Here is a 25,221-nt window from a genome sequence, read left to right as displayed (position 1 = left end):
CAGCTGACCGTCTCAGCCGATTACTTGGGATCGGCCCACAGATCGGGCCAGGGACGCCCCGACGGATGCCTGCACATGGCGAGCGCCCGTCAGGTCATGCGTCCCGTCAGCCCACATGCCGTACGTCGCGCAAATTCGCCCACGCAACGCGGTCTGCAGCTGAGGCTGCCCGGCTGCCACGCCGCCGTCTGGGAGAAATCTGGGAGATGATCTTCTCTCGGAGACCCGTTGAGGCCACTCGAAACCACCCAACCCTAAGCCCCTGACCAGCACAGATTCCTATTCAGCCCGGTAGCGATCTTGCTCGAACCTCATTCGGGACGAAGAGGTCGTGGGTTCAAATCCCGCCACCCCGACAGCTGAAGTACCAGGTCAGGGCCATCGACTCACGCGAGTTGGTGGCCCTGAGTTGTTTCCGGTGGTCGTTTCGGAGAAATCCGGAGAGCGGAGAGGGCGGCTTCTGAGCCGTGATCTCGCAGCCGGTGCCGCCGGCCTCCCGGGCGAGGCTCAGCGGGCCGACGCATGGAGGGGCCCTGGTGTCGTGTGACACCAGGGCCCCGAAGGAACTGCTACACCATCTGCCGACCCTCTACCGCGTCGGCCTTCTGTATCCGCAGGCCCGGCCGAGGTGCGGTCGGGGGTGCGGGGATCGCGGTTGCTTGACCGGAGACCACCTCACTATCGATGTCCTGCGGTACCCAGGCTTGAGACTTCCGCCTGGGCGATCCTGATGGCGCTTGGCCCCTCCGTTCTTCCCTCGGTGATCAACTAGCTATTTCACGGGAGTACTGCGTACTGCTGGTACTGCTTGTGGCGGCCCCTGATCACTGCGGGCCACCCGGTCCGGTCGTCAGCCCCGTCGCCGTCCTGCGACAACCCTGGCTTCGGAACTCCACCACCGCACCGTCCTGCGTACTGCGCACTGCAACTGCGGGTACTGCTGCCTGGCAGTTCGTCTCTGCCAGGCCCTGCGGTCTCTCTGGGTTACGAGAGAAACCATAACCACACCAGCACCCAATGTCTACCTCGGCTGGCATAGGTTTTCGTGTGTTCGAGGCTTAGGTAATCGAACGCCGATCAGTCACCTGGGGTTAGCCCCACCTGGAGCGGGCGGGATAGCGGGATCGCCCCGGGCGGTCGTATCCGGAAATGCTGGGTCCGGGGCGCACGTATCGCTGGTGTCCCCACCATCCCGTTGATTCCCTAGGAGTTGGCTCGTGCGTAAGCAGGCGTGGCAGAGGTTCCGTTCGTCCGGGCAGCGGCAGCGGCAGCGCGGGCGGCGTAGAGGCGCGGTGGCCGCGGGGGTCGTGAGTCTCGTGACTATGGGCGTCGTGGCGGGCGGTGTCCACGCGCCGTCCGTCGCGTTCGCCGCCCCCACGCCGGCCCCGGCGCTTTCCGCCACCGACGCGGACGCCGTCCAGCAGGGCCTGAACGCGCTCATGCGTTCCGACGACCCGCCCCCCGCCGCGCTGGCGAGCGTGCAGGGCCGGGAGGGTCTGGAGGGGTGGAAGGGTTGGGAGGGGGGTGGTCGTAGCTATACCGCGGGCGTCGGCGATCTCGCCACCGGGTCGAAGGTGCCCAGGGACGGGCAGGTGCGGATCGGCAGCAACACCAAGACGTTCACCGCCGTGGTCGTGCTGCAACTGGTCGGGGAAGGCAAGATCCGCCTCGACGCCTCGGTCGACACCTATCTGCGGGGCGTCGTACGCGGGGAGGGGATCGATGGACGCCACATCACCGTCCGGCAGCTTCTCCAGCAGACCAGCGGGCTTCCCAACTACAGCAACTACCTCGGCGACGACGCCCGTTATTACGATCCCCGCGAGCTCCTCGACCTCGCGCTCCAGCACAAGGCCCGCTTCGACCCCGGGAAGAAGTGGGAGTACAGCAACACCAACTACGTACTGGCCGGGCTCATCGTCGAAGAGGTCACCGGCCGGCCCCTCGCCGAGGAGATGGACCGGCGCATCATCAAGCGCATCGGGCTGCGCCACACCTACTTCCCCGCACCCGGCGACGCGACCATCCGAGGGCCCCATCCCAAGGGCTACTACCGGGACTCGGCGCGCGGGCCACTGCGTGACATCACGGAGATCGACCCCTCCTGGGGCTGGGCAGCGGGGCAGTTGATCTCCACCAACTCCGACCTCAACCGCTTCTTCACCGCGCTCCTGGACGGCAGGCTCCTCCCGGAGACCCAGCTCGCCCAGATGCGCGCCGCGACCCTCCCCGCCGACGAGACCTTCGGCCCCGGCGCCCGCTACGGACTGGGGCTCGTGAGCAAGCCGCTGCCCTGCGGCGACGGCGGCCTCTACTGGGGGCACGGCGGCAGCTTCCCGGGGTACGAGACCCGGGGCGGGGCCACCGACGACGGCCGCGCCGCCAACGTCGCGGTGACCATGCAGCTGTCCGACGCGGCGTCCAGGGCGCGGGTCGATCGTGTCGTGGAGACGGCCCTGTGCCGCTGAGCCGCGCCCTCCTCGGCTCCCCTGAGCCCTTTCCCCAGGACTTTGCTCGGGCCTTTGCTCAGGTCTTCCTCAGCCCGCGGCCGTCGGTGTCGCCTCGGCCGCGCGGCGGTATTCGGCGTTGATGCGCTGGGCTTCTTCGAGCTGGTCTTCCAGGATGATGATGCGGCAGGCGGCCTCGATGGGGGTGCCCTGGTCGACGAGTTCCCGGGCGCGGGCGGCGATGCGCAGCTGGTAGCGGGAGTAGCGGCGGTGGCCGCCCTCGGACCGGAGCGGGGTGACCAGGCGGGCTTCCCCGATGGAGCGCAGGAAGCTCTGGGTGGTGCCGAGCATGGCGGCGGCCCGGCCCATCGTGTAGGCGGGGTAGTCGTCGTCATCGAGGCGGTCGAAGGAATCGCCTGCTGTCATCGCGCCTCACTGGGCAAGAGGGTAAGAGGGGTAAGAGGGGGAACACGTCGAGGGGCCCGGGTGCCGTACTGGCACCCGGGCCCCTAGGAACTGCTATACCGTCTGCCGGCCTAGTGCCGCGCCGGCCTCCGCATCCGCATGGCCACCCGGGAGCGAATGGTCATGCGGTGAATCGCGGGTCTAGCTGTACTGCTTCTACCTGTACTACTGCTACTCGAACTGACTTGAACAGACGTGAACTGCTGCCCGGCAGTTCGTGTCTGCCGGGCCTTGCTCGATCTCGCTCGATCTCGGCTACGGGAAAACCATAGCTACACGACCACCGAATGTCTACTTCAGCCAAGGTAGATTTCCGAGCGTTCCAGGGTGAGGTAATCGTCCATGGGCAGGAACACGGAGCCGTCCCGAGGTCAGACCTCCGTCGAGACCCCGAAGTCCGCCCCCGAGATGGCCGCCAGGGAAGCCGCCACGCCTCGAAGTGGCTCGTGCAGGGCGTTCAGGTCCGCGCGGAAGCTTTCGGCGCGGTCCCAGGTGCGCTCGTGGTCCAGCGCGCTCGTGTGCGGCGGGCGGTGGGCCTCCCAGGCCATGAGCAGGGGGTGCCAGCGGGTCATGAAGGGGCGGAGGATCCCGTTCAGGAGCTGGTCCGCCACCGACTGGACGGAGGGGCCCGTGCTCGGCCTCAAGCCGATGCTGTAGCGGTGCAGCGTGTCGCGGGTGAACGGGAAGAGGCTGTTCAGGGAGGTGAGCGCCTCGCGCAGACTGCCGCCGTCGGCGGGGAGTTGCTGGATGCCGATGCGGCTCACCAGCTCGACCTGGAGGTCGAAGGCGGCCATCCGCTCGGCTTCGCTGACCGTCATCGGCACGCTCTCCTTCCGTACGCCGGGGACCGGCGGTCCGGGGTTGTCCAGCGTAGTGGCCGTGGCTCCGAGGCTGGAGAGGACCGCACGGCGCAGGGTCTCCGCGCGGGCCGAGTCGCCTTCGTGGTGGAGCCAGGAGTGGGCCGTGACCGGGTGCAGGAGGTGCGGGGCGGGCGTGAGCAGGCCGCGGGCGGTCAGTTCGGCCAGGCCGGAGCGGGCCCGGCGCAGCGCGACGGCACGCGGCAGCCGGTCGGCCGCGGCGAGGACGGTGGCGGCGGTCTCGGCGGTGACCGGCAGGGGCGACAGGGCGAGGGCGCAGCGCAGCACGTCCTGGGCCTCGGCGGGTGCGGTCAGGGCGTCCCGCACGTGGTCGGCCGTGAGTTCGTCGCCGGCGAGGATGTCGAGCAGGGAACGGCCGGGTTCGTACAGCCGGTTGGCCAGGGCCGCGGGGTTCTGCCCGGCGCCCACCGCACGGCCGAGCAGTCCGAGTGCCCCGGGGTGCCCGGCGGCGGCGTCGACGATCTCGGGGGCGCCCGCGAGGGCGGCGGCCGCAGCTTGGGGGAGCGGTTCCAGGTCGAGGTGCTCGCCGTGTCCCCCGTAGGCGCGGCTGCGGGTGATCAGCAGGGTGCGGACCAGGGGGTGCGGGGCGGTGAGGTCGGTGACGGCGCGGGGCGGCAGGCCGTGGGGCACGTCGTCCACCACGTACAGACACGGGCCGTCGGGTGTCCGCGGCGGATGCGGCGCGGCGGCCCGTGCCCAGTGCACGCCGCCGGGGAACGCGGCTCCGAACCGCAGCGCGTACTCCCGTGCGAGCCGGGTCTTGCCGATGCCCGGCATGCCGCGCAGCTGCACGGGTCTGGCCGAGGTGCGGCCCGTGACGAGGGGGGCCTCCTGGACGTGCAGGGCGCTGTGCAGGCGCCACAGTTCGGGCAGCCGCCCGGTGAACTCGCCCACGGCGGCCGGCAACTCGCCGTGTACGCGCGGAGGGGTGACGTCCGGCCGCATGGGTCCGGACACCTGCCGCAGGTGGGCGAGGATGTCGGGTACGAGCGTCTCCGGTTCGCCGTGCCTGCTGTCGCGCAGCTCCACCGGGTGGATGTGCGCGGTGTCCCGCTCGGGGTTGACCACAAGGACCCGGCGGCGCGGGTCGCCCTCGCCGAGGCCCGCGAGGAAGGCGGTGGTCAGTTCCCACTGGCAGGCCGGACGCTCGGGGTAGCCGAGGGAGTAGTACGCCAGCAGAACGCGGGAGTTGGCGAGCGCACGGCGGATGGTCTCGCTGATACCGGCGAACCCGGCGACCGCGGACTCGTCCGTGAACACCTTCAGCCCGGCCGCGATGAGCTCCTCGTGGAACCGGCGGACGTGCCCGGCGTCTTTGCGGCTGTAGCTGAGGAAGACGTCCCACACGGTGTCTTACCCTACTGGGGGGAAGCGGGGAGGCGATCATGACGCAGTCCGGCGAGGCACCGCGGAGCGGGCGTACGGGGCGCGCGGGGCGTACGGGGCCTTCGCAGGTCACGGCGAAACTGACGATCCCGTTCGTCGGCGAGGTGACGGGCCTGTGGGAGCCGGCGGACGCCGAGCGCGTCGCCGCCTGGGAGCTGTACTTCCAGCTGGCCAGCCGGGTCGCGGTGATTCCGCTGGAGCGGGACGAGGGTGTGCTGCGCGAGGCGCTCACCTCGCTGTACTCCCTCTATGACGTCACCCGCGGCATCCTGCACGAGCACGGCCCGGCCGTCGCGCCGCCGGTGCCGCCGGGCCGGCTCACCTTCGGGGTGCTGGCGATGGTGACGCTCAACCGCGTGCTGCGGCCTCTGCTGACGGTGTGGCATCCACGGCTCTCGGCGTACGAGGCGCTGCGGCCGGAGGGCACGGATCCGGTGAGCTACGAGCGGGCCTGGCCGGAGGCCGCCGAGCTGCGACGCCAGCTGGATGCCACGCGGCAGGCGCTGCGCTCGCTGGCACGAACGCTTCAGCAGGTGGCGGAGGTGGGCGACCTGATCGACCTGCCGGTCCCCCGGCCGCCGCTGCCCCCGCCGGCTCGCCCGCGGCAGCGACCGCTCACTCCGCCGGACCAGTCGGGCCCACGTCATCCGGACCAGTCGGGCCCACGTCCTGACGACGGGTCTGTTGGGGGCACCCCCCCCCCGCTGATCAGGGGTAGTGCCGCCTTTTGTGAGGGGCGCCGGGCGGGGCGTGGTGGGGGGCGCGCGCCACGTCGTATCGGCACCGGTCCCTCCCCTGTGGGGACCGGTACCGAACGACGCGGGGTCGATCCGCGTCGCGTCGGCGTTGCGGCACGGATCGGGGTGGGTCCGGGTCTGTGATCGATGGAAAGTGATCAAGGATCCGGACGTGTCCGGCTGACCGGCGTGGTGGAGCACGCGTGGCGAGGTCGTCGCCACCGCTTCGTGACTCCGGCCGAAATCAGCCGAGAATGTGCAGCGTCATCAGTCACCTCTCCGAGCGCAGAGCTTGTGGCCTGCCCTGACACTGCGCGGTTGGCTCGCTACTGGGTTGAGATCCTGCCAGGTACCGCTTCTGCGGAGGAGGTTCCGGAGTCGTCCGGACCGGTTATCCGCAGGTCAGCCGTATAAAGTGAGTTTTCCGGTCCGGATGTTCGAGCGCGGCGGAAGTAAGGGGTGGAGGCCTTGAGTCCCGACTCAGGGGCACGCACAGCCTTCGCGGAACGGCTCGCTCTGCTGTACAAGGAAGCCGGCAACCCGCCCCTCCAGCGCGTGGCCGAGGCCGTCGTCCGGCTGCAACGGGTCGACGAGCGCGGGCGGCCCGTACGGGTCTCCGCCCAGCGGATCAGCGACTGGCGACGGGCCAAGAACGTGCCCGCCCAGTTCGCCGCCCTCGCGGCGGTGCTGCACGTCCTGATCCCCGAAGCGCGCCGTGAGTCGCCCGCACCGGTGTCCGAGGGCCTGTACGACATGGCCCAGTGGCAGCTCCTGTGGGAGCGGGCGGTCGCCGACCCGGTCAGCGGGCGCTCCGCGGCAGCCGCGGAAGGTGAGAGGCAGCCGCCCGCCGAGGCCCCGACCGCCCCCGCCGTGTGTCCCTATCGGGGACTCGCCTCGTATCGCCGCGAGGACGCCCGGTGGTTCTTCGGGCGGGAGCGGAGCACGAAGGCGCTCGTCGCTCAGCTCCGAGCGGTGGAGAAGACGGGCGGCCTGGTGATGCTCGTGGGCGCTTCGGGCGCGGGGAAGTCCTCCCTTTTGAACGCCGGTCTGGTTCCCGCGCTGCGCGGCGGGGCGTTGAGCGACCATGCCTTGAATGCCGTAAATGTTCCGAATGGCTCGGATGGCGTGAAGAGGTCGGATGCCTCGGACGGCTCGGCCGGCTCGGACGGCTCGGACGGCTCGCAGGGCTTGAATGCACCGGGCGCACCGGGCCCCCCGAGCGCCCCGAGCGCCCCTCGCGACGGCACCCCGGGCCACGCAGGCCGCCCCGCCACGGCCCGGCCCGTGCTTCAGCTCGTACCGGGGAACGCACCTCTCGACGAGCTGACCCGCCAGATCCCCGGACTCGCGCACGTCCTCTCCGCCTCCGAGGCCACCTCCGCCGGGCACCCCGCGTTCACGCGCGCCGTGCACGAGGCCATCACGGCATGGGCGGCACGGCACGAGGCCCCCTCGGAAATCCCCTCCAGCAGCCCCGGAGCCCCCGCCGTCCCCGCTCCCCCACGCGCCCGCCCGGTCATCATCGTGGATCAGTTCGAGGAGGCCTTCACCCTCTGCTCGGACGAGGCGGAACAGCGTACGTTCATCCATCTCCTGCACGCCGCCTGCTCGCCCACCGCCGCCGGTGGCCCCGCTCCCGCACTCGTGGTCCTCGGCATACGCGCCGACTTCTACGAGCAGTGCCTCGGCTACCCCGAGCTGGCCGACGCGCTGCAACACCGGCACATGGTGCTCGGGCCGCTGACCAACGCGGAGCTGCGCGAGGCGGTGACCGGGCCCGCCAAGTCCGTCGGCCTCGAACTCGAACCGGGACTCGCCGAGCTGATCGTCCGCGAAGTGAGCACCGACGGCCCGCGCGGGACGCACGACGCGGGAGTACTGCCGCTGCTCTCCCACGCCCTGCTCGCCACCTGGCAGCGGCGGAAGACCGGCAGGCTGACGCTCGCCGGATACCGGGCGGCGGGCGGCATCCAAGGGGCGGTGGCCGCGACCGCCGAGCGGGCCTGGTCCGACCTCGACCCCGCGGCCCGCACCGCCGCGCGACTGCTGCTCCTGCGGCTGGTCCGGCTGGGCGAGGACACCCAGGCCACCCGCAGGCGGGGCACCCGGCGCCAGCTGGCGGAGGAGTCGACGGACCCCGGCAAGACGGAGGAGTCGCTCGAAGCGCTGGTCCGCGCCCGCCTGGTGACGCTCGACGCGGAGACCGTGGAGATCACGCACGAGGCGCTGCTGCACGCCTGGCCGAGGCTGCGCGACTGGATCGACGAGGACCGGAACGACCACCTGCTGCGCCAGCGCCTGGAGGAGGACGGCAGGGCCTGGGAGGAATCGGAGCGCGACAACGCGCTGCTCTACCGGGGCTCGCGGCTGGAGCACGCCCGCGCCTGGGCGAAGTCCGCCGGGGCCACGTTCCTGACCCGGAGCGCGGCGGAGTTCCTCGCGGCCTCGGCCAAGCTGCGCCAGCGTACGGTCTGGATCGCCCGCGGCGCGGTGGCGGCGCTGGTCGTCCTGGCGATGGTGGCCGTCGTCTCGGCGGTGGTCGCCTGGCGGCAGCGGGACGACGCGGTGTTCCAGCAGGTGGTCGCCGAGGCCGATCGCGCCCAGCCCACCGACCCCTCCCTGTCCGCCCAGCTCGATCTGGTGGCCCACCGGATGCGGCCGGACGACGCGGCCACGCGCAACCGGCTGCTCGCGATCGTCAACGCGCCGCTGGCCACACCGCTGCTCGGGCACACCGGCGCCGTCTACCTCACCTCGTTCAGCCCGAGCGGGCGCCTCCTGGCCACGGCCAGCTACGACCGGACGGTCCGGCTCTGGGACGTGACGGACCCGTCCCGCCCCAAGCGCCTGGGCAAGCCCCTCACCGGCCACAAGAGCTGGGTGAGCAGCGCCGTCTTCAGTCCGGACGGGCAGACCCTCGCCAGCGCCTCGGACGACGGCACGATCCGGCTCTGGGACCTGCGCGACCCCAGCCGCCCGCGCCTGCTCGGTTCGCCCCTGCCCGGCCGCGGCGGCACGATCTACCTCGTCGCCTTCAGTCCGGACGGGCGCACGCTGGCCACCGCCCAGGACGACCACACCGTCGGCCTGTGGAACGTGGCGGATCCGGGCCGGCCGAAGGCGCTCGGCACCCTGACCGGGTCCACGGCGGCCGTACGCTCCGTGGCCTTCAGCCCCGACGGGCGGACACTGGCGGCCGGTGGTGACGACAGCGCGATCAGGTTGTGGGACATGGCGGATCCACGCCGCCCGAAGCCGGTCGGGAAGGTGCTGAAGGAGCACACGAGCGGGGTGCACTCCGTGGCCTTCAGCCCCGACGGCGACACGCTCGCCAGCGGCAGCTCGGACAACACCATCAGGCTCTGGAACGTGACCGACCCCCGCCGCGCGAAGCCGCTCGGCGCCCCGCTCACCGGCCACACCGGCCCCTTGTGGTCCGTGTCCTTCAACTCCGCGGGCACGATGCTCGCGGGAGCCAGCGCGGACAGTACGGCGAGTCTGTGGAACGTCAGCGACCCGGCGCACCCGTCCCAGGTCGGCGAGCCCCTCGCCGGGAGCAGCGGGGAGATGTACGCCCTCGGCTTCAGCCCCGACGGACGTCACCTCGCCACCGGGACCGGTGACAACAAGGTGCGGCTGTGGTCGATACCGACGTCGGACATGATCGGCCGGACGGGGTCCTTCCGCCCCGACGGGAAGGTGCTCGCCACGGCCGCGCGCGACGACAAGATCCGGCTGTGGAACGTGGAGCGCCCCGGCAGGCCGGTCATGCTGAGCAGGCCGTTCAGGGCCGGCAAGGGGGACGTACGCACGACGGCGTTCTCCCCCGACGGGCATACGCTCGCGGTGCTGACGGCGAACAGCGCGGTCCAGCTGTGGAACGTCACCGACCCGACCCGGCCCGCGCCCTACGGGCCGCCGGTCGCGCTGCGCACGCGGTTCGCGGCCGCGCTGGCCTTCAGCCCGGACGGGCGCACGCTGGCGACGCCCCGGACCGACCGCACCATCCAGTTGTGGAACGTCAGCTCCCCGTCCCGTCCGCGCCCGCTCGGCAAGCCGCTCACCGGACACAAGGGGTACGTCAACTCCCTGGTGTTCGACAAGGCCGGGCGACGGCTCGCCAGCGGGAGCGCGGACAGCACCATCCGGCTCTGGAACACGGCCGATCCGCGTCGCGCCACCCCGCTCGGCAGGCCGCTGACGGGCCACCTGGGCCCGATCAACAGGCTCTCCTACAGCCCGGACGGCCGCACTTTGGCCAGCGGCAGCGACGACGGCACGGTCCGGCTCTGGAATCTCACGGATCCGCACAAGGCGGCCCGGCCGGCCGCCACCCTCAAGGGCCACACGGACGCGGTGGTATCGCTGACGTTCAGCCAGGACGGCAGCACACTGGCGAGCGGCGGCAACGACAACACCGTACGGCTCTGGGACGTCGTCGACCCCGACGAGGCCACCGCCATCGGCCAGTCGATGAGCCCCAACGCCAAGACCGGCAGCTTCCTGACGTTCAGTCCGCAGAGCGACATGCTCGGGGTGTCGAGCGGCACCGACACCGTCCGGATGTGGGACCTCGACACCGACGCGGCGATTGACCGGGTCTGCTCGACCACGCGGGGCGTTCTGACACCGGAAAAGTGGCGTGAGTATCTGCCCCGGCTGTCATACGAGCCGCCATGCGACGAGTAGGGCTCGGAAAACCGGTTGTTCAGCTGGATTGCGGAAGGCAGTTGAACACCACACTTTTACGACGTGATCCCGCTCACAACACCCCATTACAGCAGGGAAGTTGACTCCCCTCATGGAAGCAGCCTTGTTACTGTTGGTCGCAGCCCGATCGCTGGTGCATCCCCCGTCGCCAGCGGTCGGGCCCTTTCATGGGATCACCGTGCCGCGAGGCGCTTTTCCGATACGCGATACGACGGGCTCCGGTAGCCCGAATTTGGGCGGCTGCGCGGTAAAGCTCTCCGCCTTCCCCGATATCGCGAGTACAAGCACCTGACAGGACATCCGGCATCCGGCATAACGCCGGCTTGGAAAGGTGGTGAGCCGTGAACCGGCGCATCGTCATCGTCACGGCCGTCCATGCACCGTCGGCGCGCTTCCTGCCGGAGGCGTACGACTCCCTCTGCGCACAGGAGTTGCCCGCGGGGTGGGAGTGGATCTGGGTGATCCAGGAGGACGGCGCGACGGACGAGGTCGCCCCCCACGTCCCGGACGACGAGCGGGTCACCTTCCGCCAGGGGCGTCCCGGCGGCCCCGGCGTCGCCCGCACCATGGCGCTCGCCCACGCGGACGGCGAGTACGTCAAGATCCTGGACGCCGACGACCAGCTTCCGCCCGGTGCGCTGGCCCGCGACCTGGCCGCTCTCGAAAGCGATCCGACGCTCGGCTGGGCGACGTCCCGCGCGCTCGACCTGCTGCCCGACGGTTCGACCGCCGGGTTTCCCGGCGACCCCGGGCAGGGGCCGATCGAGCGCCGCGCCGTGCTCGACTACTGGGTGGCGCACGACTACCGCGCGCAGGTCCACCCGGCGACGCTCTTCGTCCGGCGCGACCTGCTCCTCGCGCTGGGCGGCTGGATGGCGTTGCCCGCCTCCGAGGACACGGGCCTGCTGCTGGCGCTGAACTCCGTGGCCCGCGGCTGGTTCTCGGCGGAGGTGGGGCTCCTCTACCGCAAGTGGGAGGGCCAGGCCACCAGCAGGCCGTCCCACACGGACGCCGCCGAGCGGGAGGCGCGTATGGCCGTCGTCGCGGCGCGGGCACGGGCTCTGGAGCACTGCCGGTGGCGATACCCGGCCCAGACCGACTGGCCGGCTGACCGACTGGCCGGCTGACCGACCGACCGGCTGACCGGCACAACGGCTGGCCGCCAAGCCGCCGGACCGTCCGGCCGTGTCAGCCCGTCAAGCCGTCAAGCCGTCACACCAGCACCTCGGCGTCGACGCGCGAGAAGACCAGCTCGGTCTCGCCCACCACCGGCCCCCGCCACCGCTCGGGCGCCGAAGGGCTCCTCATCGTCCGCGGGTAGCTCCCGGGCGCGTAGTCGTTGGCGAGGCGGTAGCTGTGGAAGCCGTGCTCCCGCATGGTGTCCAGCAGTTCGTCGACCGAGTCGCCGAGCTGGGCCATGCGCTCGGGCGTGACCTCCACGGCGATCTCCACGTCCGGGCGGAGCCGGTCCAGTACGGGCTTCAGCCCTCGGACGACTGCGCCCTCCGCGCCCTCGACATCGATCTTGATGACGCGGGCCCGGGCGATCTCGTCCGCCTCCAGCAGCTCCGGGAGCGTGAGCGCCTCCGTCTCGAAGGTGGACTCGGCGGGGCCGTCGTAGGGAACGATCGAGTTCGCGCCCATGTTCTGGGAGCTGGCGAGGACGAAGGTCAGCGTCCTGCGGCTGTCCGATACAGCGGCGTTGACGGCGCGGATGTTGTCGCAGCCGTTGAGTTCGGCGTTCCGCAGCAGCCGTCGGTGGAAGGCGGGGGACGCCTCGACGGCGACCACGCGGCCCGTGCCGCCGACGAGCCGCGAGCCGAGGACGGCGAACACTCCCACGTTGGCACCGACGTCCACCAGCACGTCACCGGTGCGCAGCCGGCTCCTCAGCCAGCGCGTCATGTTCGGCTCCCAGACGCCGAAGAGGTACAGATAGCGCTGGATGAGGTCCTGGGTGTCGACCGCGAACCGCGCGCCGCACGCCACGTCGACGACCCGCTGACGCGGGTGATCCCGGAGGCGGGGATTGAGGAACCGGGCGGCGAGCGCGCTCTTGAACAGCGTCCCTGGGGCTCGCCGTACATAGGCGCGGCCGAGTGTGACCAGGGCCTCCGTCGTGGGGTTGCTCATCCGATCGCCTTTCCAGCAGGGAACAGGCGAACCCTAACGCCGAGAGTCGAACGGCAGGTCGAGCATCCGGATCGCGTTGCCCCGCAGCAGCTTGTACGCGACCTCTTCCGACAGGCCGCCGACATGGTCCTGCGCCACCTGCTTCGTGTGCGGCCACGTCGAGTCGACGTGCGGGTAGTCCGTCTCGAAGGTCGCGTTGTCGACGCCCACGGTCTCGATCGACTCGATCCCGTGCTTGTCGCGGAAGAAGCAGCAGAAGATCTGCCGGTAGTAGTACGTCGAAGGGGGCTCGGGGATCAGATCCTTCACCCCGCCCCACGCGCGGTGCTCCTCCCACACGTCGTCGGCCCGCTCCAGGGCGTACGGAATCCACCCCATCTGCCCCTCGCTGTAGGCGAGTTTGAGTCTCGGGAACTTCACGAGGACCCCCGAGAAGAGGAAGTCCATCATCGAGGCCATGGCGTTGTTGAAGCTCAGCGCGGCCTGGACTGCGGGCGGGGCGTCGGGCGACGCCGCCGGCATCTGCGAGGAGGACCCGATGTGCATGTTCACGACCGTGCCGGTCTCCTCGCAGGCCGCGAAGAACGGGTCCCAGTACCCGGAGTGGATGGACGGCAGCCCCAGATACGTCGGGATCTCGGAGAACGTCACCGCGCGCACCCCGCGAGCGGCGTTCCGTTCGATCTCGGCGACGGCCAGGCCGATGTCCCACAGGGGAATCAGGCACAGCGGGATCAGCCGGCCCCCGCTGTCGCCGCACCACTCCTCGACCATCCAGTCGTTGTAGGCGCGGACGCAGGCGAGCCCCACCTCCTTGTCCTTGGCCTCGGCGAAGGTCTGTCCACAGAAGCGGGGGAAGGTGGGGAAGCAGAGCGAGGCCTCGACGTGGTTGATGTCCATGTCCTGGAGGCGCGCCTTGGGGTCCCAGCAGCCGCGCCGCATCTGCTCCCGCGTGATGCCGTCCAGGGTCATCTCGTCGCGGGAGAAGCCGACGGCCGCGATGATGCGCTTGTAGGGGAAGATGTCGCCCTCGTACTCCCACCAGTCGGTGGTCTGGCCCTCCGGGTCCGTCGTGAACTTGTACTTCCCGCCGACGTACGCCAGTTCGCCGATGCCCGCGGTGAAGGGCTTCGGCCCGCGGTCGCGGTACTTGCCCGGGAGCCACGTCTCGAAGAGGTGCGCGGGCTCGATCACGTGGTCGTCCACGCTGATGACCCGGGGGATTTCCTTGGTGCCGACCTGGCTGCTGACCACTGCTTGCCCCCTACGGCTCGCCGGTTCCGCCACAGCGAACCTGACGGACCATCAGATTGAGGTTATGGGCTGGCCCCGACGACGGCAACCATCCCTCCCGAACTCGCCCCGCCCCTTGCGAACCCCGTGCACATCAGTTGAACTGACGGATCGTCAGAGCTATGCGAGGGAGGGCTCTCGATGCAGACGATGTGGCTCGGCGGCGCCGAGTGGCTGGCCGTGCTCCGGATCGGCCTCGGCCTGTGGTGGCTTGAGAGCTGGCGCCACAAGGACAAGAAGGAGTGGTTCAAGGGGGGCGGCATCGGCTGGGCGGCGGGCATCGCCGAGAAGCACCGGTGGACCCTCGTGCGCAGCGGCTTCGACGTCGTGGTGAAGCCGCGGCCGCGGGTCATGGCCTACGTCGTCGCCTACGCGGAACTCGCCCTCGGCCTCGGCCTGATCGTCGGCCTCCTCACGCCGGTCGCCCTCGTCGCGGGCCTGGCGCTCAATCTGATCTACCTCGTGCTGATGATCCACGACTGGGCCGAGCAGGGGCAGAACCTCATGATGGCGCTGATCTCCCTCGTCGCGCTCTTCGCGATGAGCTGGCAGACGTGGTCACTGGACGCGGCCCTGGGGATCTTCCTCTGACCGCAGCCGGCCGCCCCTCTCCCGCCTCTGCCCCCCTCTCCCTCCTTTGCCCACGGACCCGGAGGTGCCGGTGAACGAACACGACCACGAAGAGCGGGAGCCGACAGCGGCGGCCCTCAGGGCGAACCACGCCGCCCGCGCCGAGAGCGCGGCAGCCCGCGCGGCGGCCCTCTGCCGCTATGCCGAGCAGCGGGGCGCGGAGCACGCCGACGCCGTGTGGAAAGCCGCCCACGCGGCGCGCGTGGCGGCCCAGGCCCTCGCCGTGCTCTCCGAGAGCGCGCCCGACCCGGCCGCGGACTCGCGCTGTGCCCGCAACGCGGCGGCGGCCGCCGCGCAGGCCTCGCGGATGGCCGAACTCATCGACGGCGGGGCCGAGTTCTGCGCTCGCGCGAGCCGGGCGGCCCGCGAAGCCTCACAGGCCGCGGCCGCCGCGGCGGGGGCCGGGCACCTGGGAGCCGACGAGGACCTGAACGGCGAGGCCGCGGCAGCGGAGAGCGCGGCCGTCAAAGCGGCCGAGGACGCGGGATGGATCCGCCCCGGCGAGCCGGTCCCGAGCGTGGCGACCGGCGTACGCAGCCCCGAGGTGATGGCCATGCTGCACCTGTGACCGCTGGCGGGTGAAAAGCCGTACGGGAAACTGACCCGGACGTTCCGACGTCCCGCTGTGAGTCGTTGGGTCCGGCATGGCGGCTTTTGACGACGACCCTCGCGACCCGACGCCCGCACTTCCCGCTGCGACCGGCGCGACACCCTGGCCGGTGGACCCCGACGCGGGCCTCGACTACTGCGAGTGGTGCGCGCGGTTGAGGCAGGCGGACGGCCTCGGCGGCGGGGGGCTGGGCGACGGTGGCCTCGGCGGGGGGCTCGCCGAGCTGTCCGCGCACGTACGGGCGGCGAGGAGAAACGATTCCGTCGCCGTACGGCTGCTGTGGGACGGAAGGTGGCGAGGGCTCGGCCGGGTCATGCTGCTGTCCGCCGCGACCGCCGCGGTGGTGTCAGGGGTCCTGGCCGTCGCCCTCGGCTGACGCCGGGCCGCCCGGCCTTGCGCGCGCGGGGCCGACCGGTCAGCCGCGCCGGAACAGATCCTGCGGATCGGCCCGCACCCAGTCCCCGCCCGTCGTGGGCGGGCGCGGCACCTCCCGGCACTGGGCGCGCCACTGCCGTACGAGCGCGTCGTAGATGGGGGTGGACGAGCCGGGTACCCCGTCTCCAGGAGCGGCGGCCGCCTCGCCCGGCCGAGTCGGAAGAACGTTTCTTCGTACGTCGCTCATGCCCTGCCCAACGACGGCGTCATCCGTTCGGTTCGGCCCGAGGAGCCGCTGATCCGGCCCGGTGATAGACACGGACGCAGGAGCGGGCGCCGCTGAAAGAGCCCCGCTCGTGGGGAGTCAGACGCCCGCCGCCACCGTGCGCGCGGGCCACAGCGAGTGGAGGACCACTCATGTCCCAGTTGTCCGAGGGCATAACCCTTTCCGTGAATTTCACCCAAGGGCTCAACGACGCCTGGTCGAAGGTCGCCCAGTTCGTACCCAAACTCGTCGGGTTCCTGGTCGTCCTGGCGATCGGCTGGATGGTCTCGAAGCTGATCACCCGGGTTCTCGACCGGGTCCTGAGAAAGGTCGGGTCGGAGAAGCTGGCGGACCGCGCCGGGGCCTCCCGGGTGCTCGCCGGGTCGAAGTACGACATGACGGCGATCATCTGCAAGGTGGTCTACGCCGCCCTGCTCCTGATCACCCTCCAGCTCGGCTTCGGCGTCTTCGGCCCTAACCCGGTCAGCACCATGATCGACGGCATCGTCGCCTGGCTGCCGCGCGGCATCGTCGCGGTGGTCCTGATCGTGGTGGCCATGGCCGTGGCGAACATGGTCCGTGACATCGTCACCAACGCCCTTGCCGCGCTCTCGTACGGCAAGACGGTCGGCACGATGGTCTGGGCGTGCATCGTCGCGCTCGGCGTGATCGCCGCCCTCGGCCAGGCCGGCATCGCCACCACCGTCACCCAGCCCGTCCTGTACGCGGTGCTCGCCTCGGTCGCCGGAATCCTGATCGTCGGCGTGGGCGGCGGGCTCATCGGGCCGATGCGGGAGCGCTGGGAGCGCTGGCTGCACACGGCCGAGCAGGAGACGGCCAAGGCCCGCACCGGCGTCAGCGCCTACCAGGCGGGACGCGAGGACGCGCTGGCCAACCAGCCGGTCCAGGAACGGGAACCCACCGACCCCTTCTGATCCCTCAGAGCAGATCGTGCCGTCTCACCAGCCAGGAAATGGCGGTGAGGCGGCACACCGCGTAGTCGTGCCCGACCGGCTCGCGCCAGTCCGACTCGGCCAGCGCGTCGAGGAAGCCGAGGGCGTAGTCCGTCAGCGCGTCCGGGTCCGGTGCCCGCGGTACGAGCCCGGGGCTGCCCGCCGCCAACCGGTCCCGCAGATGGGCCACATGCTGGTCCACGGCCGCGGTGAACGCGGCCTCGAAGGCGAATTCCGCGAACCGCGGGGTGTAGGACGCGGTGATGCGGGCGAGCGGCGACATTCCTCCAAGCTAAGACAGGCGGACCGCCCCGAAGAGGGGCTTCCGCCATGCCATTGGTCACAGACCGAGGGTGGTCACAGAGCGACGAGGTCGTCATAGAGCGAGGGAAGCACTCCGGTGAGTGCTTCCCTCGCTCTCCGTGGATCCGCGGAGCCGGCGCGTCAGTGGCGCGGGCCCTGCTTCCGGTCACGCCAGTCCTCGCCCTTGGCGCCGCGCTCGCCCTTCATCCCGCGGCGCTGGCCCTTGGCGTCCCTGGCGTCGTCGAACTCGATCTGCTCCTTGCGCACGGTGTCGGAGATCTCCTGGGTCTCGGTGACCCTCTCCGTCTCCAGGTGCACGCGTTCGACCGGCACGGTCTCCTTGCTCACCACGGCCCGCTCGGAGTGCAGGGTCACCTCCGTCTCGGCCTCGCCGATGTCACCGCGCACCCGGTCGCCCTCGCGGATCGGCTCGCGTACGACGCGCACCTCCTCGTGGGAGAGCGGGACGGACGTCCTGACCTCCTCGTTCACGACCGTCTTGCGCAGCCGGGCGCGCCCGGTCTCCTCCTCCTCGGTGCCGACCCGCAGCCGCTCCTCGGAGCGCACCATGTCCTGCTCCTTGGACTCCTCGCCCAGGCCGGCCCGCATGGCGTACTCGCGGTCACCCGCGTGACGGCCCTGGCCCGCACCGGCACCCGCGCCCGCGAGGCCGGCCGTGCCCGTACCGGTTCCGGTGGCCGCGTTGCCGGTGCCCGTCGCGGCACCCGGCCGGGTCAGGCCGTAGTGGGCGTACAGCTCGTGCTCCTGGCCAGGGTCGAGGTGCTGGTCGGCATCCACCCGCGGGGCCTCCTTCACGGCCTCCTTGGTGGCCGTGACGTGCAGGTCCTCGCCCCGCAGCCGGGCCCCCGCCAGCGGCACGAAGCTCTCCTTCATGCCGAAGAGGCCGGTCTTCACGGTCACCCACTCGGGGCGTCCGCTGCGGTCGTCGAGGTAGACCCGTTCGATGCTGCCGATCTTCTCGCCGGTCCGGTCGTAGGCTGTCAGGCCCTTGAGCGCATCGGGGTTGGTGAAGGCCTCGCCCTGCGTCATGGGTGATCACTCCCTTGGAGCGTGCGACGGGCAGAAACCAATCCGCCACGGACGACGCACGCCTCATGCTCCATCGCGCGCCGCCAAGGCCCGCCGCGCAAGGCGGAGCGTCACGCAGCGTGCGGGGAACGGCCCGCGAGGCCTCGCCATCCCGGGGCCGGCGCCGCTCGCACCGCTCACATCCCCCACCGGGGCCGATGGGGCCATTCGGGTGAACGCGTGGACACTGCACCCACCGCCTCCACCGCCCCCGCCGCGCCCTTCGGCGCAGCCCCTCGGCTCAGCCCCGAGGGCGTCGGCTCTGGAGGACGCGCGCCAGCCGGGGGCCGAGGCTCTGCTTGAGCCGGCGCAGGGACGGCAGGCGGCCCACGGTCTGGTCCAGGTGGTAGTAGAGCTGGGGCGGCACATACGGCAGCAGCGGCGAATGGCGCTGTCCGAGCAGCGCGAACATCTGCCGCGGCTCAAGGCCGATGTACCGGGGAAGGTTCTCGTACCACTGGGCGCTGTGCCGGGCCGCGCTCTGCACGGAGAGCAGGGCCTGCTTGCGCTCGCGCTCGTAGGCCGCGAGCGCGTCCGGAAGCCGCCCGGGTCCCGCCGGACCCAGCATCCGCGCCAGACACGCGGCGTCCCGCAGGGCGAGGCTGGTGCCGGCCCCGATCGAGTAGTGCGTGGTGTGCGCGGCGTCGCCGATCAGGACGAGGTTGCCGTGGGACCACGCCTCGTTGGTGACGGTCGGGAAGGCCTGCCACTGCGCGTGGCCCTCGATGTCCGTACGGCCGAGGAGTTCGTGGCCGTCGAGCATGTCGGCGAAGAGCTTCTCCAGCAGGCGCAGGGCGTCGGCGTGGTCGATCCTGTCGAGGCCGAGGCCGGTCCAGGTGGCCTCGGAGCACTCCACCACGCAGGTGCTGCGATCGGGGCCGTACCCGTAGGCGTAGCACCAGATCCAGCCGTGCCCACTCTCCACGAAGGCGAAGGTGAACGCGGTGAAGACCCGGGTCGTGCCGAGCCAGATGAAGCGGTTGGCGCCGGTGGTCACGCGCGTACCGAAGTGGGCGGCGCTCTCCGTGCGGAGCCTGCTGTGCGCGCCGTCGCCCGCGACGACGAGGTCCGCGTCGGGCAGCTCGGCCCGGCTGCCGATCTCGGCGCCGAACTCCAGCCCGACACCCAGCTCCCGGGCGCGGTCGGCGAGGACGGTCCGCAGCCGGTGGCGCCCGATGGCGTGGCCCACGTCGCCGTCGTGGGCCGTGGTCCTGTCGCCGACGTGGGCGAAGCCGCCGCGCCAGCGCACGGACCGCTCCGCGACGGCGCGCGCGGACACGGGGTCGTGGGTGCGCAGCTCTTCCAGGAGATCGGGCCAGTACGTGACGCCCCAGCCGTGGCTGGTGCCGGCCGCGTGCCTCTCGTGGACGGTGACCTCGTGGGCCGGTTCCTGAAGCTTGGCGAGGATGGCCAGATACAGGGAGGCGGGCCCCCCACCGACGCAATCGATCTTCACGCCGACCAACGTAAGCGCCGACCGCCCCGCTCCCCCGCAGGTCACTCACCGTGTCGGAATAGCGATCATGAGTGACATCTGGGCAGGATCGGAGGGTCTCGGGATACGACGATCACGAGGAGAACGGACGTGTCGGTTCACCTCAGACTGCTTTTGTCGCTGGTGGCGGTGTTGGTCCCGCTGCTGGTGTTCAGCCCCTCCGCGGCGGCCCCCACGGGCCCGAGCGGCCCTACCGCGACCGTCGTCGGCCAGGTCGAGTGCGACTGGAAGTACGGCAGGTCCTGCGTCGTGGGCGGCGGCATGTCCTTCATGTGATCGGGCCGATTGAGCCGCCTGGAGTAGTCACGGCGGCCACGGGATGCGTGTCGTGCCCGCCGCTAGTGAGCTGGCGGGCATGGACTACGACATAGAGAAGGCGCCAAAGGCGCCTCCCACGCGGCGCCACGCTTTGCGCGTCGCCGCCGGAATCCTGGCCGTCGGAGCGGCCCCGCTGACCGCGTCCCGCGCCCTCGCGCGACCAGCGGATGCGGATGTCTGCACGGGTGGGTACGACGCCGAGTTCGAAGCGGCCCTGGCCGAGGCCGACTCCCACGTCGCCCCCGACGAGACCCGGGGCCTCGCCCCCGAGCGAGCGCCCGGCCGTTTCGCCCTCCCGCTGCGCAGGCGCTTCAGAGTCAGCGCGCGCTACGGAATCCGCGGCGACTGGCTCGCCGGGCACCACACGGGCATCGACCTGGCGGTGCCGCGCGGGACGCCGGTGTACGCGGTGGGCGCGGGGGTCGTCGTCCTCGCGCGCTGGTCGGGGGCGTACGGCAACGCGGTGACCGTGCGGATGCGGGACGGCCGCTATGCCGTCTACGCCCATCTCTCCCGCATCCACGTCCAGCAGGGAACACGGGTCCGCGCCGGGGGCCGCATCGGGAGCAGCGGTGCGACGGGGCGGGCCACCGGCCCCCATCTGCACCTGGAGATCCGGGCCCACCGCGGCTACGGCACGGACATCGACCCGGTCCGCTACCTGGCCAGACGGGGAGCCCGGCTCCTCTAGGGCGTGTCCGCGAAGTCCCGTCGTTCGCCCGCAGGGCGGGCGTCGCGGCGTCCGGTGCGTGCTCTCGGCGTGGCGGCCGGATGCCCTCGTACTGGGCGTACTTGGGCTTTCGGCCGACGCGGCGAGAGTGCGTGCCGGGCGTCGCGGCGCAGGCGGGACTTTGCGGACACGCCCTAGGGCGTGTCCGGCTACTGGACGGAGGGCACGAGGTTCATCAGGGGGGCCACCGGCTCGACCAGCGCTTGGAGCTTGCTCAGCTGGCTCAGACCGCCGAGCTGCTGGTCGATCGTGGGCACCACGGCGCGGTGCTCCTCGGGGATGCCCGCCGTCTGGAGTTCGTTGATCGTGCCCTGCACCGAGATGTTGCCCGGCCCCGGCAGGCCGCCGGCGGCGTGGGCCGCCGGGGTGGCCAGGGCGGCTGTTCCGGCGGCCAGTGAGACAGCGGCGATAAGTCGTCGTGCTGATGTCATGCCCTCAGAAACGGCCGGACCCTCGCCAAGGACACGGCTTTCCCGCCGCTCTCACTCATGAGAAAACAGAAAACCATGTATTCGGCGCGTCGGCTTGACGCGCCGAATAGCGATTTCCGAAACGGTGGCCGAAGCGTTTTATGCCGTTACTTCCCCGGGAGAACAGACGTTAGAAAAATGCGGCTGCGCGCAGCAGCCGCTCTTTCCGACTCAAAGGAGAACGTGATGTATCGCATCGCGAAGGCAGCCGCCGCCACCGTCGGCACCGGTGCTGTCGTGCTCGGGGGCGCCGGCCTGGCTTCGGCGGACGCCGGTGCGCAGGGCCAGGCCGTCGGCTCCCCGGGCGTGCTCTCGGGCAACCTGCTCCAGGTCCCGATCCACGTCCCCGTGAACCTCTGCGGCAACACCGTCGACATCATCGGTCTGCTGAACCCCACCTTCGGCAACCAGTGTGTCAACAAGAGCGACAAGCACCACCACCACGGCGGCGGGCACCACAAGGGCGACGACCACAAGGGTGGCGGTCGCCACCACGGCGGCTACGGCGGCTGACACGTCCCGCGAAGCCCCCGGTGAGCGTTCCACCGGGGGCTTCGTGCTGTCCGCCCGCGGTGTCAACCGCCGTAGGTGTAGAGCCCTTTGTGCCCCAGCAGGTCGTCCGGCTCGACGTCCCACGGCGGCATCGGCTCGTGGCGGGCGACGATGCGCCGGTACTGGGAGGAGCCGGGGCCGGGGGGCCGTGCGGGGAGGTAGGGCGCCGAGCGGGGGTGGCGGCGCTGCCAGCGGTCCCACAGCAGGTCCACGAAGGCGTGGTGCAGCCAGAAGACGGGGTCGTTCACCGAGGCGCCGCCCAGCATGTGCCCGCCGACCCAGCGGTGGACCCGGTTGTGGTTGCGCCACCGCTCCTTGCCGGTCGCCGACGTCCAGCCCTCCAGCTTGTTGCGGAAGCCCTGGGGCGCACGGGAGTCCCACGGCGGCACGTCGTAGCGCGGGTCGGCCAGCGCCCAGGCCACGTCCCGCGGGGTGGGCAGGCCGATCGGGTCGCGCGGACGGCCGAGGTCGCGGGTGAGGAACTCCCCCTCGGTGATGCTCTCCTTGATGACCCAGCCGCCGCTCCTATGGGCGAACGGGCCGGTCGTGACCCTCCGGTCGGGCCCCCGTCCGTTCCCGCCCATCAGGTCCTCGCCCCACAGCGACGAGGCGGGGCTCCGGTCCTTCGTCCAGTCCCAGTACGGGACGGTGACCCCCGAGTCGATCCGCTGGAGGGCCCGTTCGAACTCCAGCAGGAAGCGGCGGTGCCAGGGGAAGAACGACGGGGTCATGTGGGCGACCCGGAGCCTTTCGTCGCCGTCCGACACGTAGTAGTCGATGTGCGTGCGGACGAACTCGTCGTACTCGCCCCTGCGCTTGAGCTTCAGCACCGCGTCGACGAACCTGCGCCGCTCGGACCGGCTGAGGCTGCTCTGGTTCTTGCGCGTGTGGGCCATGTCCGTCCGTTCTGCGGTCCGGTGGGGCGCCCGGCACCGCCTCTCAGTGGCCGCGGCCGCTCAGGGCCTGGGAGGGGCCGAGTTCGTCGACGGCGGCCCGGGCGGCGGCGAGCGGTGTGGCGTACGACTGGAAGTGGTCGACCATGCTGAGGTAGCCGCCGTCCGCGCGGCGCATGAGCCCGAGCGGCTGCCCGTCGACCGTGACGCTCCAGCCCCCCGGCGCGTGCCCGTCCTGCCGGGCGACCGGCTCGCCCTGAATGCGGCGGCCCCGGTACGTCTCGTCGAACGGCGGATCGTCGGGCGGGGTGGCCGGGCCCGCCCCGTGCGGCGTCTGTACGGCGCGGAGGACGCCCCCGGCGGCGAGCAGCGCCGAGGCCGCGACGCCGAGGAGATGGCGTCGCGTCACGCGGTCGAGGAGCCGCGGGGCCGGGTCGGCGGGCGGGGGCTCCTGGCACGGTGAGGTGTGGGCCCGGCTCGGGACCGGGCCCACACGGTTCAGCAGGGGCGCCATGGTCAGCTGAGACCGAGGGCGGTCGTCGGCTGTGCGCTCAGCGTCGGTGAGTGGAGCCCCGCGCTCGGCAGCTGGGGGGTGGGCAGCCCCCAGAGGTCGGCGCGCGGCGCGGTCAGGGGAAGACCGAGGCCGGCGCCCGGCGTGGTGGCCGTGACGTCGGAGGCGCTCACCTCGGCGTCGATGGACTCGACGCTCTCGTCGCCGAGCACATCGGACAGCGGGGCCGACACCCGCAGGGAGGGCAGGCTGTTGTTGACCGGGACGCGCGGCACCACGTGGTCGGGCAGCAGCTGGCCCTCGACGTAGTCGGGGCCCTGCGGGCCGCCGCTGGGCAGGGGCCCCGGGAGGCCGATGCCGATCTCGGGGGCCTGCACCCCCAGGGCGTAATCGATGCCCTGCAGCGGTACGGGTACCTCGACCTGGTCCGCCGCCGTGGCGGACCCGGCACCGCCGACCGCCGCCGCGCAGGCGATGACCGCCGCGAGGGCGCCTCTGGTTGACTTCTTCATTGCGGGGTCTCGTCCTTTCGCCGTGACGGCCGCTCGGCCGTCACCGAATCAACGATCCTGGGGCGACATCAGCGCAAACTTCGCCCGACTGAACTAATTCCCACGAGCATTCGCGGGTTCAACTCGTCCAGAAGTCCCACCAGCGCGTCAGTACGAGCATTCCGATGACGCCGATGTGCAGGGCGGGGAGAGTCCAGCCGAACTCGCCCAGAAATGCGCGCACTTCGCGGGGGGCGGGCAGAAATCCGCGGCGCACGTTGTGTGACGTCACGTACCAGAACATGAGAATGGTGGCGGCCCAGGCCAGGCAGCACCACAAGCAGAGCGAATTGATGCGGTAGAGGGACTGGAATTGCAGCCAGGTGCAGAACGCGACGCCGAAGAGCGTGCCCGCGTGGAACGTCAGCCAGTACCAGCGCGGGAAGCGGGCCCCCGCCAGCACGCCCGCCCCGGCGCCGATGACGACGGCGTAGGCGGCGAGGCCGAGCATCGGGTTGGGGAAGCCGAACGCCGACGCCTGATCGCTCTTCATGATGTTGCCGCAGGCCACCACCGGGTTGAGGCTGCATCCCGGGGTGAAGTGCGGGTCCTGGAGGAGCTTGAACTTGTCGAGTGTGATGACCCAGGCCGCCAGCAGGCCCGCCGCGCCGGTGGCGACGAGGAGCAGGCCGAACGACCGGCTCCCCTCGGTCCGGTGGGGGCCGTCCGAGGGTGTCCTGCCGGCCGCGCCGGGCCCGCCGACGGCTTGCCGCGGCACCCGGGCCGGCAGTCCGGTCGTGCTCATCAGCGCAGGCTTCGCGCGGGCAGCAGGCAGTGGGCGGCGTTGAGCAAGGTCTCCTCGTCGCCCGCGAACTCGCTGAGGCGCTTCTCGTCGACGGGCTCACCCGGCTTGGCGTCCGGCCACGCGCGCGTGGTGACCATGAAGTAGGCGTGGCCGCGCTGCTTCACCGCGGCGAGCCACTCCGGCGGCACCACGCACTGCGCGTGCAGATGCGGCATGGTGACGACCGCCTGGTCGACCTCGACGAGGAGAGTGACGGGCAGGGACGGGTGGCGCGCGCCGTCGACGACGGGTCCGCCGACGGGCAGCCCCGCGTCGTGGAGCAGGACGCGCATGGCCTCGGCCGTGGCCTCGGGCCCGCCCTCCGTGTCGCCCAGGGAGTAGGCGAGGAGGAAGGGCATGTCCGCCTCCTCGTCGGGGTGTTCGCCGCTCCAGGGAAGAACAGCCAGGGTTCCGAGGTCAGTTGCTTGGAAGGGGCGCTGTTCGCTGGATGTTGAGGTCATGAGGGGAACCGTATAGACGCCGTGGTTCTTATTTCCCTCAGCTGTCACCCAATTGGCCGATCGCGGGGCCTCCATCACACGATGGGGTCATTCGACGAAATCCGATGACGCGCGGGCACGCGAAAGGGCCGGCCCGTGGGAGAGGGGGCCGGCCCTTGCGTCGTCGTGTGTTCCCTTTTCCG

General features: G+C 71.3%; 25 protein-coding genes. 11 read left to right on the top strand and 14 right to left on the bottom strand.

Going from position 1 to position 25,221, the window contains the following annotated elements:
• The first annotated feature begins 1,217 nt into the window (after positions 1-1,217).
• On the top strand, positions 1,218-2,468 hold the full coding sequence (locus CP975_RS18915) for a serine hydrolase domain-containing protein (protein ID WP_055527224.1): 1,251 nt from the start codon (positions 1,218-1,220) through the stop codon (positions 2,466-2,468).
• 69 nt (positions 2,469-2,537) lie between these two features.
• On the opposite strand, the gene CP975_RS18910 is transcribed toward CP975_RS18915, so the two are convergent.
• The gene (locus CP975_RS18910) at positions 2,538-2,873 is read right to left on the bottom strand and encodes a MerR family transcriptional regulator (protein WP_055527226.1); all 336 of its coding nucleotides are present in this window, start codon (positions 2,871-2,873) and stop codon (positions 2,538-2,540) included.
• Positions 2,874-3,283: 410 nt separating this feature from the next.
• Complete coding sequence (locus tag CP975_RS18905; protein ID WP_055527227.1) at positions 3,284-5,137, bottom strand: toll/interleukin-1 receptor domain-containing protein; 1,854 nt, start codon at positions 5,135-5,137, stop codon at positions 3,284-3,286.
• Positions 5,138-5,175: 38 nt separating this feature from the next.
• On the opposite strand from CP975_RS18905, the gene CP975_RS18900 reads away from it, so the two are divergent.
• The 3 genes from CP975_RS18900 to CP975_RS18890 all read left to right on the top strand — a co-directional run bounded on the left by CP975_RS18900 (position 5,176) and on the right by CP975_RS18890 (position 11,750).
• A complete protein-coding gene (locus CP975_RS18900) occupies positions 5,176-6,057 on the top strand; it encodes a hypothetical protein (RefSeq protein ID WP_246201554.1) in 882 nt (293 codons plus the stop codon).
• A 315-nt stretch (positions 6,058-6,372) separates the two neighbouring features.
• The gene (locus tag CP975_RS18895) at positions 6,373-10,602 is read left to right on the top strand and encodes a WD40 repeat domain-containing protein (protein WP_150477148.1); all 4,230 of its coding nucleotides are present in this window, start codon (positions 6,373-6,375) and stop codon (positions 10,600-10,602) included.
• Between the two features lie 362 nt (positions 10,603-10,964).
• The gene (locus CP975_RS18890) at positions 10,965-11,750 is read left to right on the top strand and encodes a glycosyltransferase family 2 protein (protein ID WP_055529182.1); all 786 of its coding nucleotides are present in this window, start codon (positions 10,965-10,967) and stop codon (positions 11,748-11,750) included.
• 85 nt (positions 11,751-11,835) lie between these two features.
• On the opposite strand, the gene CP975_RS18885 is transcribed toward CP975_RS18890, so the two are convergent.
• The gene (locus CP975_RS18885) at positions 11,836-12,756 is read right to left on the bottom strand and encodes an FkbM family methyltransferase (RefSeq protein WP_055529180.1); all 921 of its coding nucleotides are present in this window, start codon (positions 12,754-12,756) and stop codon (positions 11,836-11,838) included.
• A gap of 33 nt (positions 12,757-12,789) precedes the next feature.
• The gene (locus CP975_RS18880; protein ID WP_055529178.1) at positions 12,790-14,010 is read right to left on the bottom strand and encodes an amidohydrolase family protein; all 1,221 of its coding nucleotides are present in this window, start codon (positions 14,008-14,010) and stop codon (positions 12,790-12,792) included.
• 180 nt (positions 14,011-14,190) lie between these two features.
• Here CP975_RS18880 and CP975_RS18875 point away from each other — a divergent pair, with 180 nt between their 5' ends.
• From CP975_RS18875 to CP975_RS18865, 3 genes are all read left to right on the top strand, one after another.
• Complete coding sequence (locus tag CP975_RS18875; protein ID WP_055529177.1) at positions 14,191-14,640, top strand: DoxX family membrane protein; 450 nt, start codon at positions 14,191-14,193, stop codon at positions 14,638-14,640.
• A gap of 70 nt (positions 14,641-14,710) precedes the next feature.
• A complete protein-coding gene (locus tag CP975_RS18870) occupies positions 14,711-15,247 on the top strand; it encodes a hypothetical protein (RefSeq protein ID WP_055529175.1) in 537 nt (178 codons plus the stop codon).
• Between the two features lie 76 nt (positions 15,248-15,323).
• Positions 15,324-15,665 (top strand): hypothetical protein, encoded by a 342-nt coding sequence (locus tag CP975_RS18865; RefSeq protein ID WP_150477147.1) that lies wholly within the window; start codon positions 15,324-15,326, stop codon positions 15,663-15,665.
• A 39-nt stretch (positions 15,666-15,704) separates the two neighbouring features.
• Here CP975_RS18865 and CP975_RS18860 read toward each other — a convergent pair whose 3' ends face one another.
• The gene (locus CP975_RS18860) at positions 15,705-15,911 is read right to left on the bottom strand and encodes a hypothetical protein (RefSeq protein WP_150477146.1); all 207 of its coding nucleotides are present in this window, start codon (positions 15,909-15,911) and stop codon (positions 15,705-15,707) included.
• A gap of 170 nt (positions 15,912-16,081) precedes the next feature.
• Here CP975_RS18860 and CP975_RS18855 point away from each other — a divergent pair, with 170 nt between their 5' ends.
• Entirely contained in the window at positions 16,082-16,864 is a 783-nt protein-coding gene (locus tag CP975_RS18855; protein ID WP_055529171.1) for a mechanosensitive ion channel family protein, read from the top strand.
• A 4-nt stretch (positions 16,865-16,868) separates the two neighbouring features.
• On the opposite strand, the gene CP975_RS18850 is transcribed toward CP975_RS18855, so the two are convergent.
• The 3 genes from CP975_RS18850 to CP975_RS18840 all read right to left on the bottom strand — a co-directional run bounded on the left by CP975_RS18850 (position 16,869) and on the right by CP975_RS18840 (position 19,730).
• Complete coding sequence (locus CP975_RS18850) at positions 16,869-17,165, bottom strand: DUF6401 family natural product biosynthesis protein (protein WP_030782019.1); 297 nt, start codon at positions 17,163-17,165, stop codon at positions 16,869-16,871.
• A 161-nt stretch (positions 17,166-17,326) separates the two neighbouring features.
• Positions 17,327-18,235, bottom strand: a complete 909-nt coding sequence (locus CP975_RS18845; protein ID WP_055529169.1) for a DUF2382 domain-containing protein — start codon at positions 18,233-18,235, stop codon at positions 17,327-17,329.
• A gap of 280 nt (positions 18,236-18,515) precedes the next feature.
• Entirely contained in the window at positions 18,516-19,730 is a 1,215-nt protein-coding gene (locus CP975_RS18840; protein WP_055529168.1) for an FAD-dependent monooxygenase, read from the bottom strand.
• 129 nt (positions 19,731-19,859) lie between these two features.
• Between CP975_RS18840 and CP975_RS18835 the strand changes: the two genes are divergently transcribed.
• Together CP975_RS18835 and CP975_RS18830 are read left to right on the top strand one after the other, a co-directional pair.
• Positions 19,860-20,045, top strand: coding sequence for a hypothetical protein (locus CP975_RS18835; protein ID WP_055529166.1), 186 nt, complete (start codon positions 19,860-19,862; stop codon positions 20,043-20,045).
• A gap of 52 nt (positions 20,046-20,097) precedes the next feature.
• Positions 20,098-20,778 carry a M23 family metallopeptidase gene (locus tag CP975_RS18830; protein ID WP_246201552.1) on the top strand — a complete coding sequence of 227 codons (681 nt, stop codon included), beginning with the start codon at positions 20,098-20,100 and terminating at the stop codon, positions 20,776-20,778.
• Between the two features lie 188 nt (positions 20,779-20,966).
• On the opposite strand, the gene CP975_RS18820 is transcribed toward CP975_RS18830, so the two are convergent.
• A complete protein-coding gene (locus CP975_RS18820; RefSeq protein ID WP_150477144.1) occupies positions 20,967-21,248 on the bottom strand; it encodes a hypothetical protein in 282 nt (93 codons plus the stop codon).
• 225 nt (positions 21,249-21,473) lie between these two features.
• On the opposite strand from CP975_RS18820, the gene CP975_RS18815 reads away from it, so the two are divergent.
• Positions 21,474-21,800 carry a chaplin gene (locus CP975_RS18815; RefSeq protein WP_150477143.1) on the top strand — a complete coding sequence of 109 codons (327 nt, stop codon included), beginning with the start codon at positions 21,474-21,476 and terminating at the stop codon, positions 21,798-21,800.
• A gap of 62 nt (positions 21,801-21,862) precedes the next feature.
• Here the strand turns inward: CP975_RS18815 and CP975_RS18810 are convergent, their stop codons facing one another.
• The 5 genes from CP975_RS18810 to CP975_RS18790 all read right to left on the bottom strand — a co-directional run bounded on the left by CP975_RS18810 (position 21,863) and on the right by CP975_RS18790 (position 25,039).
• Complete coding sequence (locus CP975_RS18810; RefSeq protein WP_150477142.1) at positions 21,863-22,735, bottom strand: tyrosinase family protein; 873 nt, start codon at positions 22,733-22,735, stop codon at positions 21,863-21,865.
• A 43-nt stretch (positions 22,736-22,778) separates the two neighbouring features.
• Positions 22,779-23,246, bottom strand: coding sequence for a tyrosinase family oxidase copper chaperone (locus tag CP975_RS18805; RefSeq protein WP_150477141.1), 468 nt, complete (start codon positions 23,244-23,246; stop codon positions 22,779-22,781).
• Positions 23,247-23,248: 2 nt separating this feature from the next.
• On the bottom strand, positions 23,249-23,755 hold the full coding sequence (locus tag CP975_RS18800; RefSeq protein ID WP_055536454.1) for a hypothetical protein: 507 nt from the start codon (positions 23,753-23,755) through the stop codon (positions 23,249-23,251).
• Positions 23,756-23,873: 118 nt separating this feature from the next.
• A complete protein-coding gene (locus CP975_RS18795) occupies positions 23,874-24,539 on the bottom strand; it encodes a vitamin K epoxide reductase family protein (RefSeq protein WP_150477140.1) in 666 nt (221 codons plus the stop codon).
• Positions 24,539-25,039: a DUF5949 family protein gene (locus tag CP975_RS18790; RefSeq protein WP_055536455.1), complete on the bottom strand. Its 501-nt coding sequence runs from the start codon at positions 25,037-25,039 to the stop codon at positions 24,539-24,541. Before CP975_RS18790 ends, CP975_RS18795 begins: the two co-directional genes overlap by 1 nt.
• Positions 25,040-25,221: the final 182 nt, after the last annotated feature.

The organism is Streptomyces alboniger (genome assembly GCF_008704395.1).
Taxonomy (GTDB): domain Bacteria; phylum Actinomycetota; class Actinomycetes; order Streptomycetales; family Streptomycetaceae; genus Streptomyces; species Streptomyces alboniger.
This window is presented reverse-complemented; position numbering and strand designations above follow the sequence as displayed.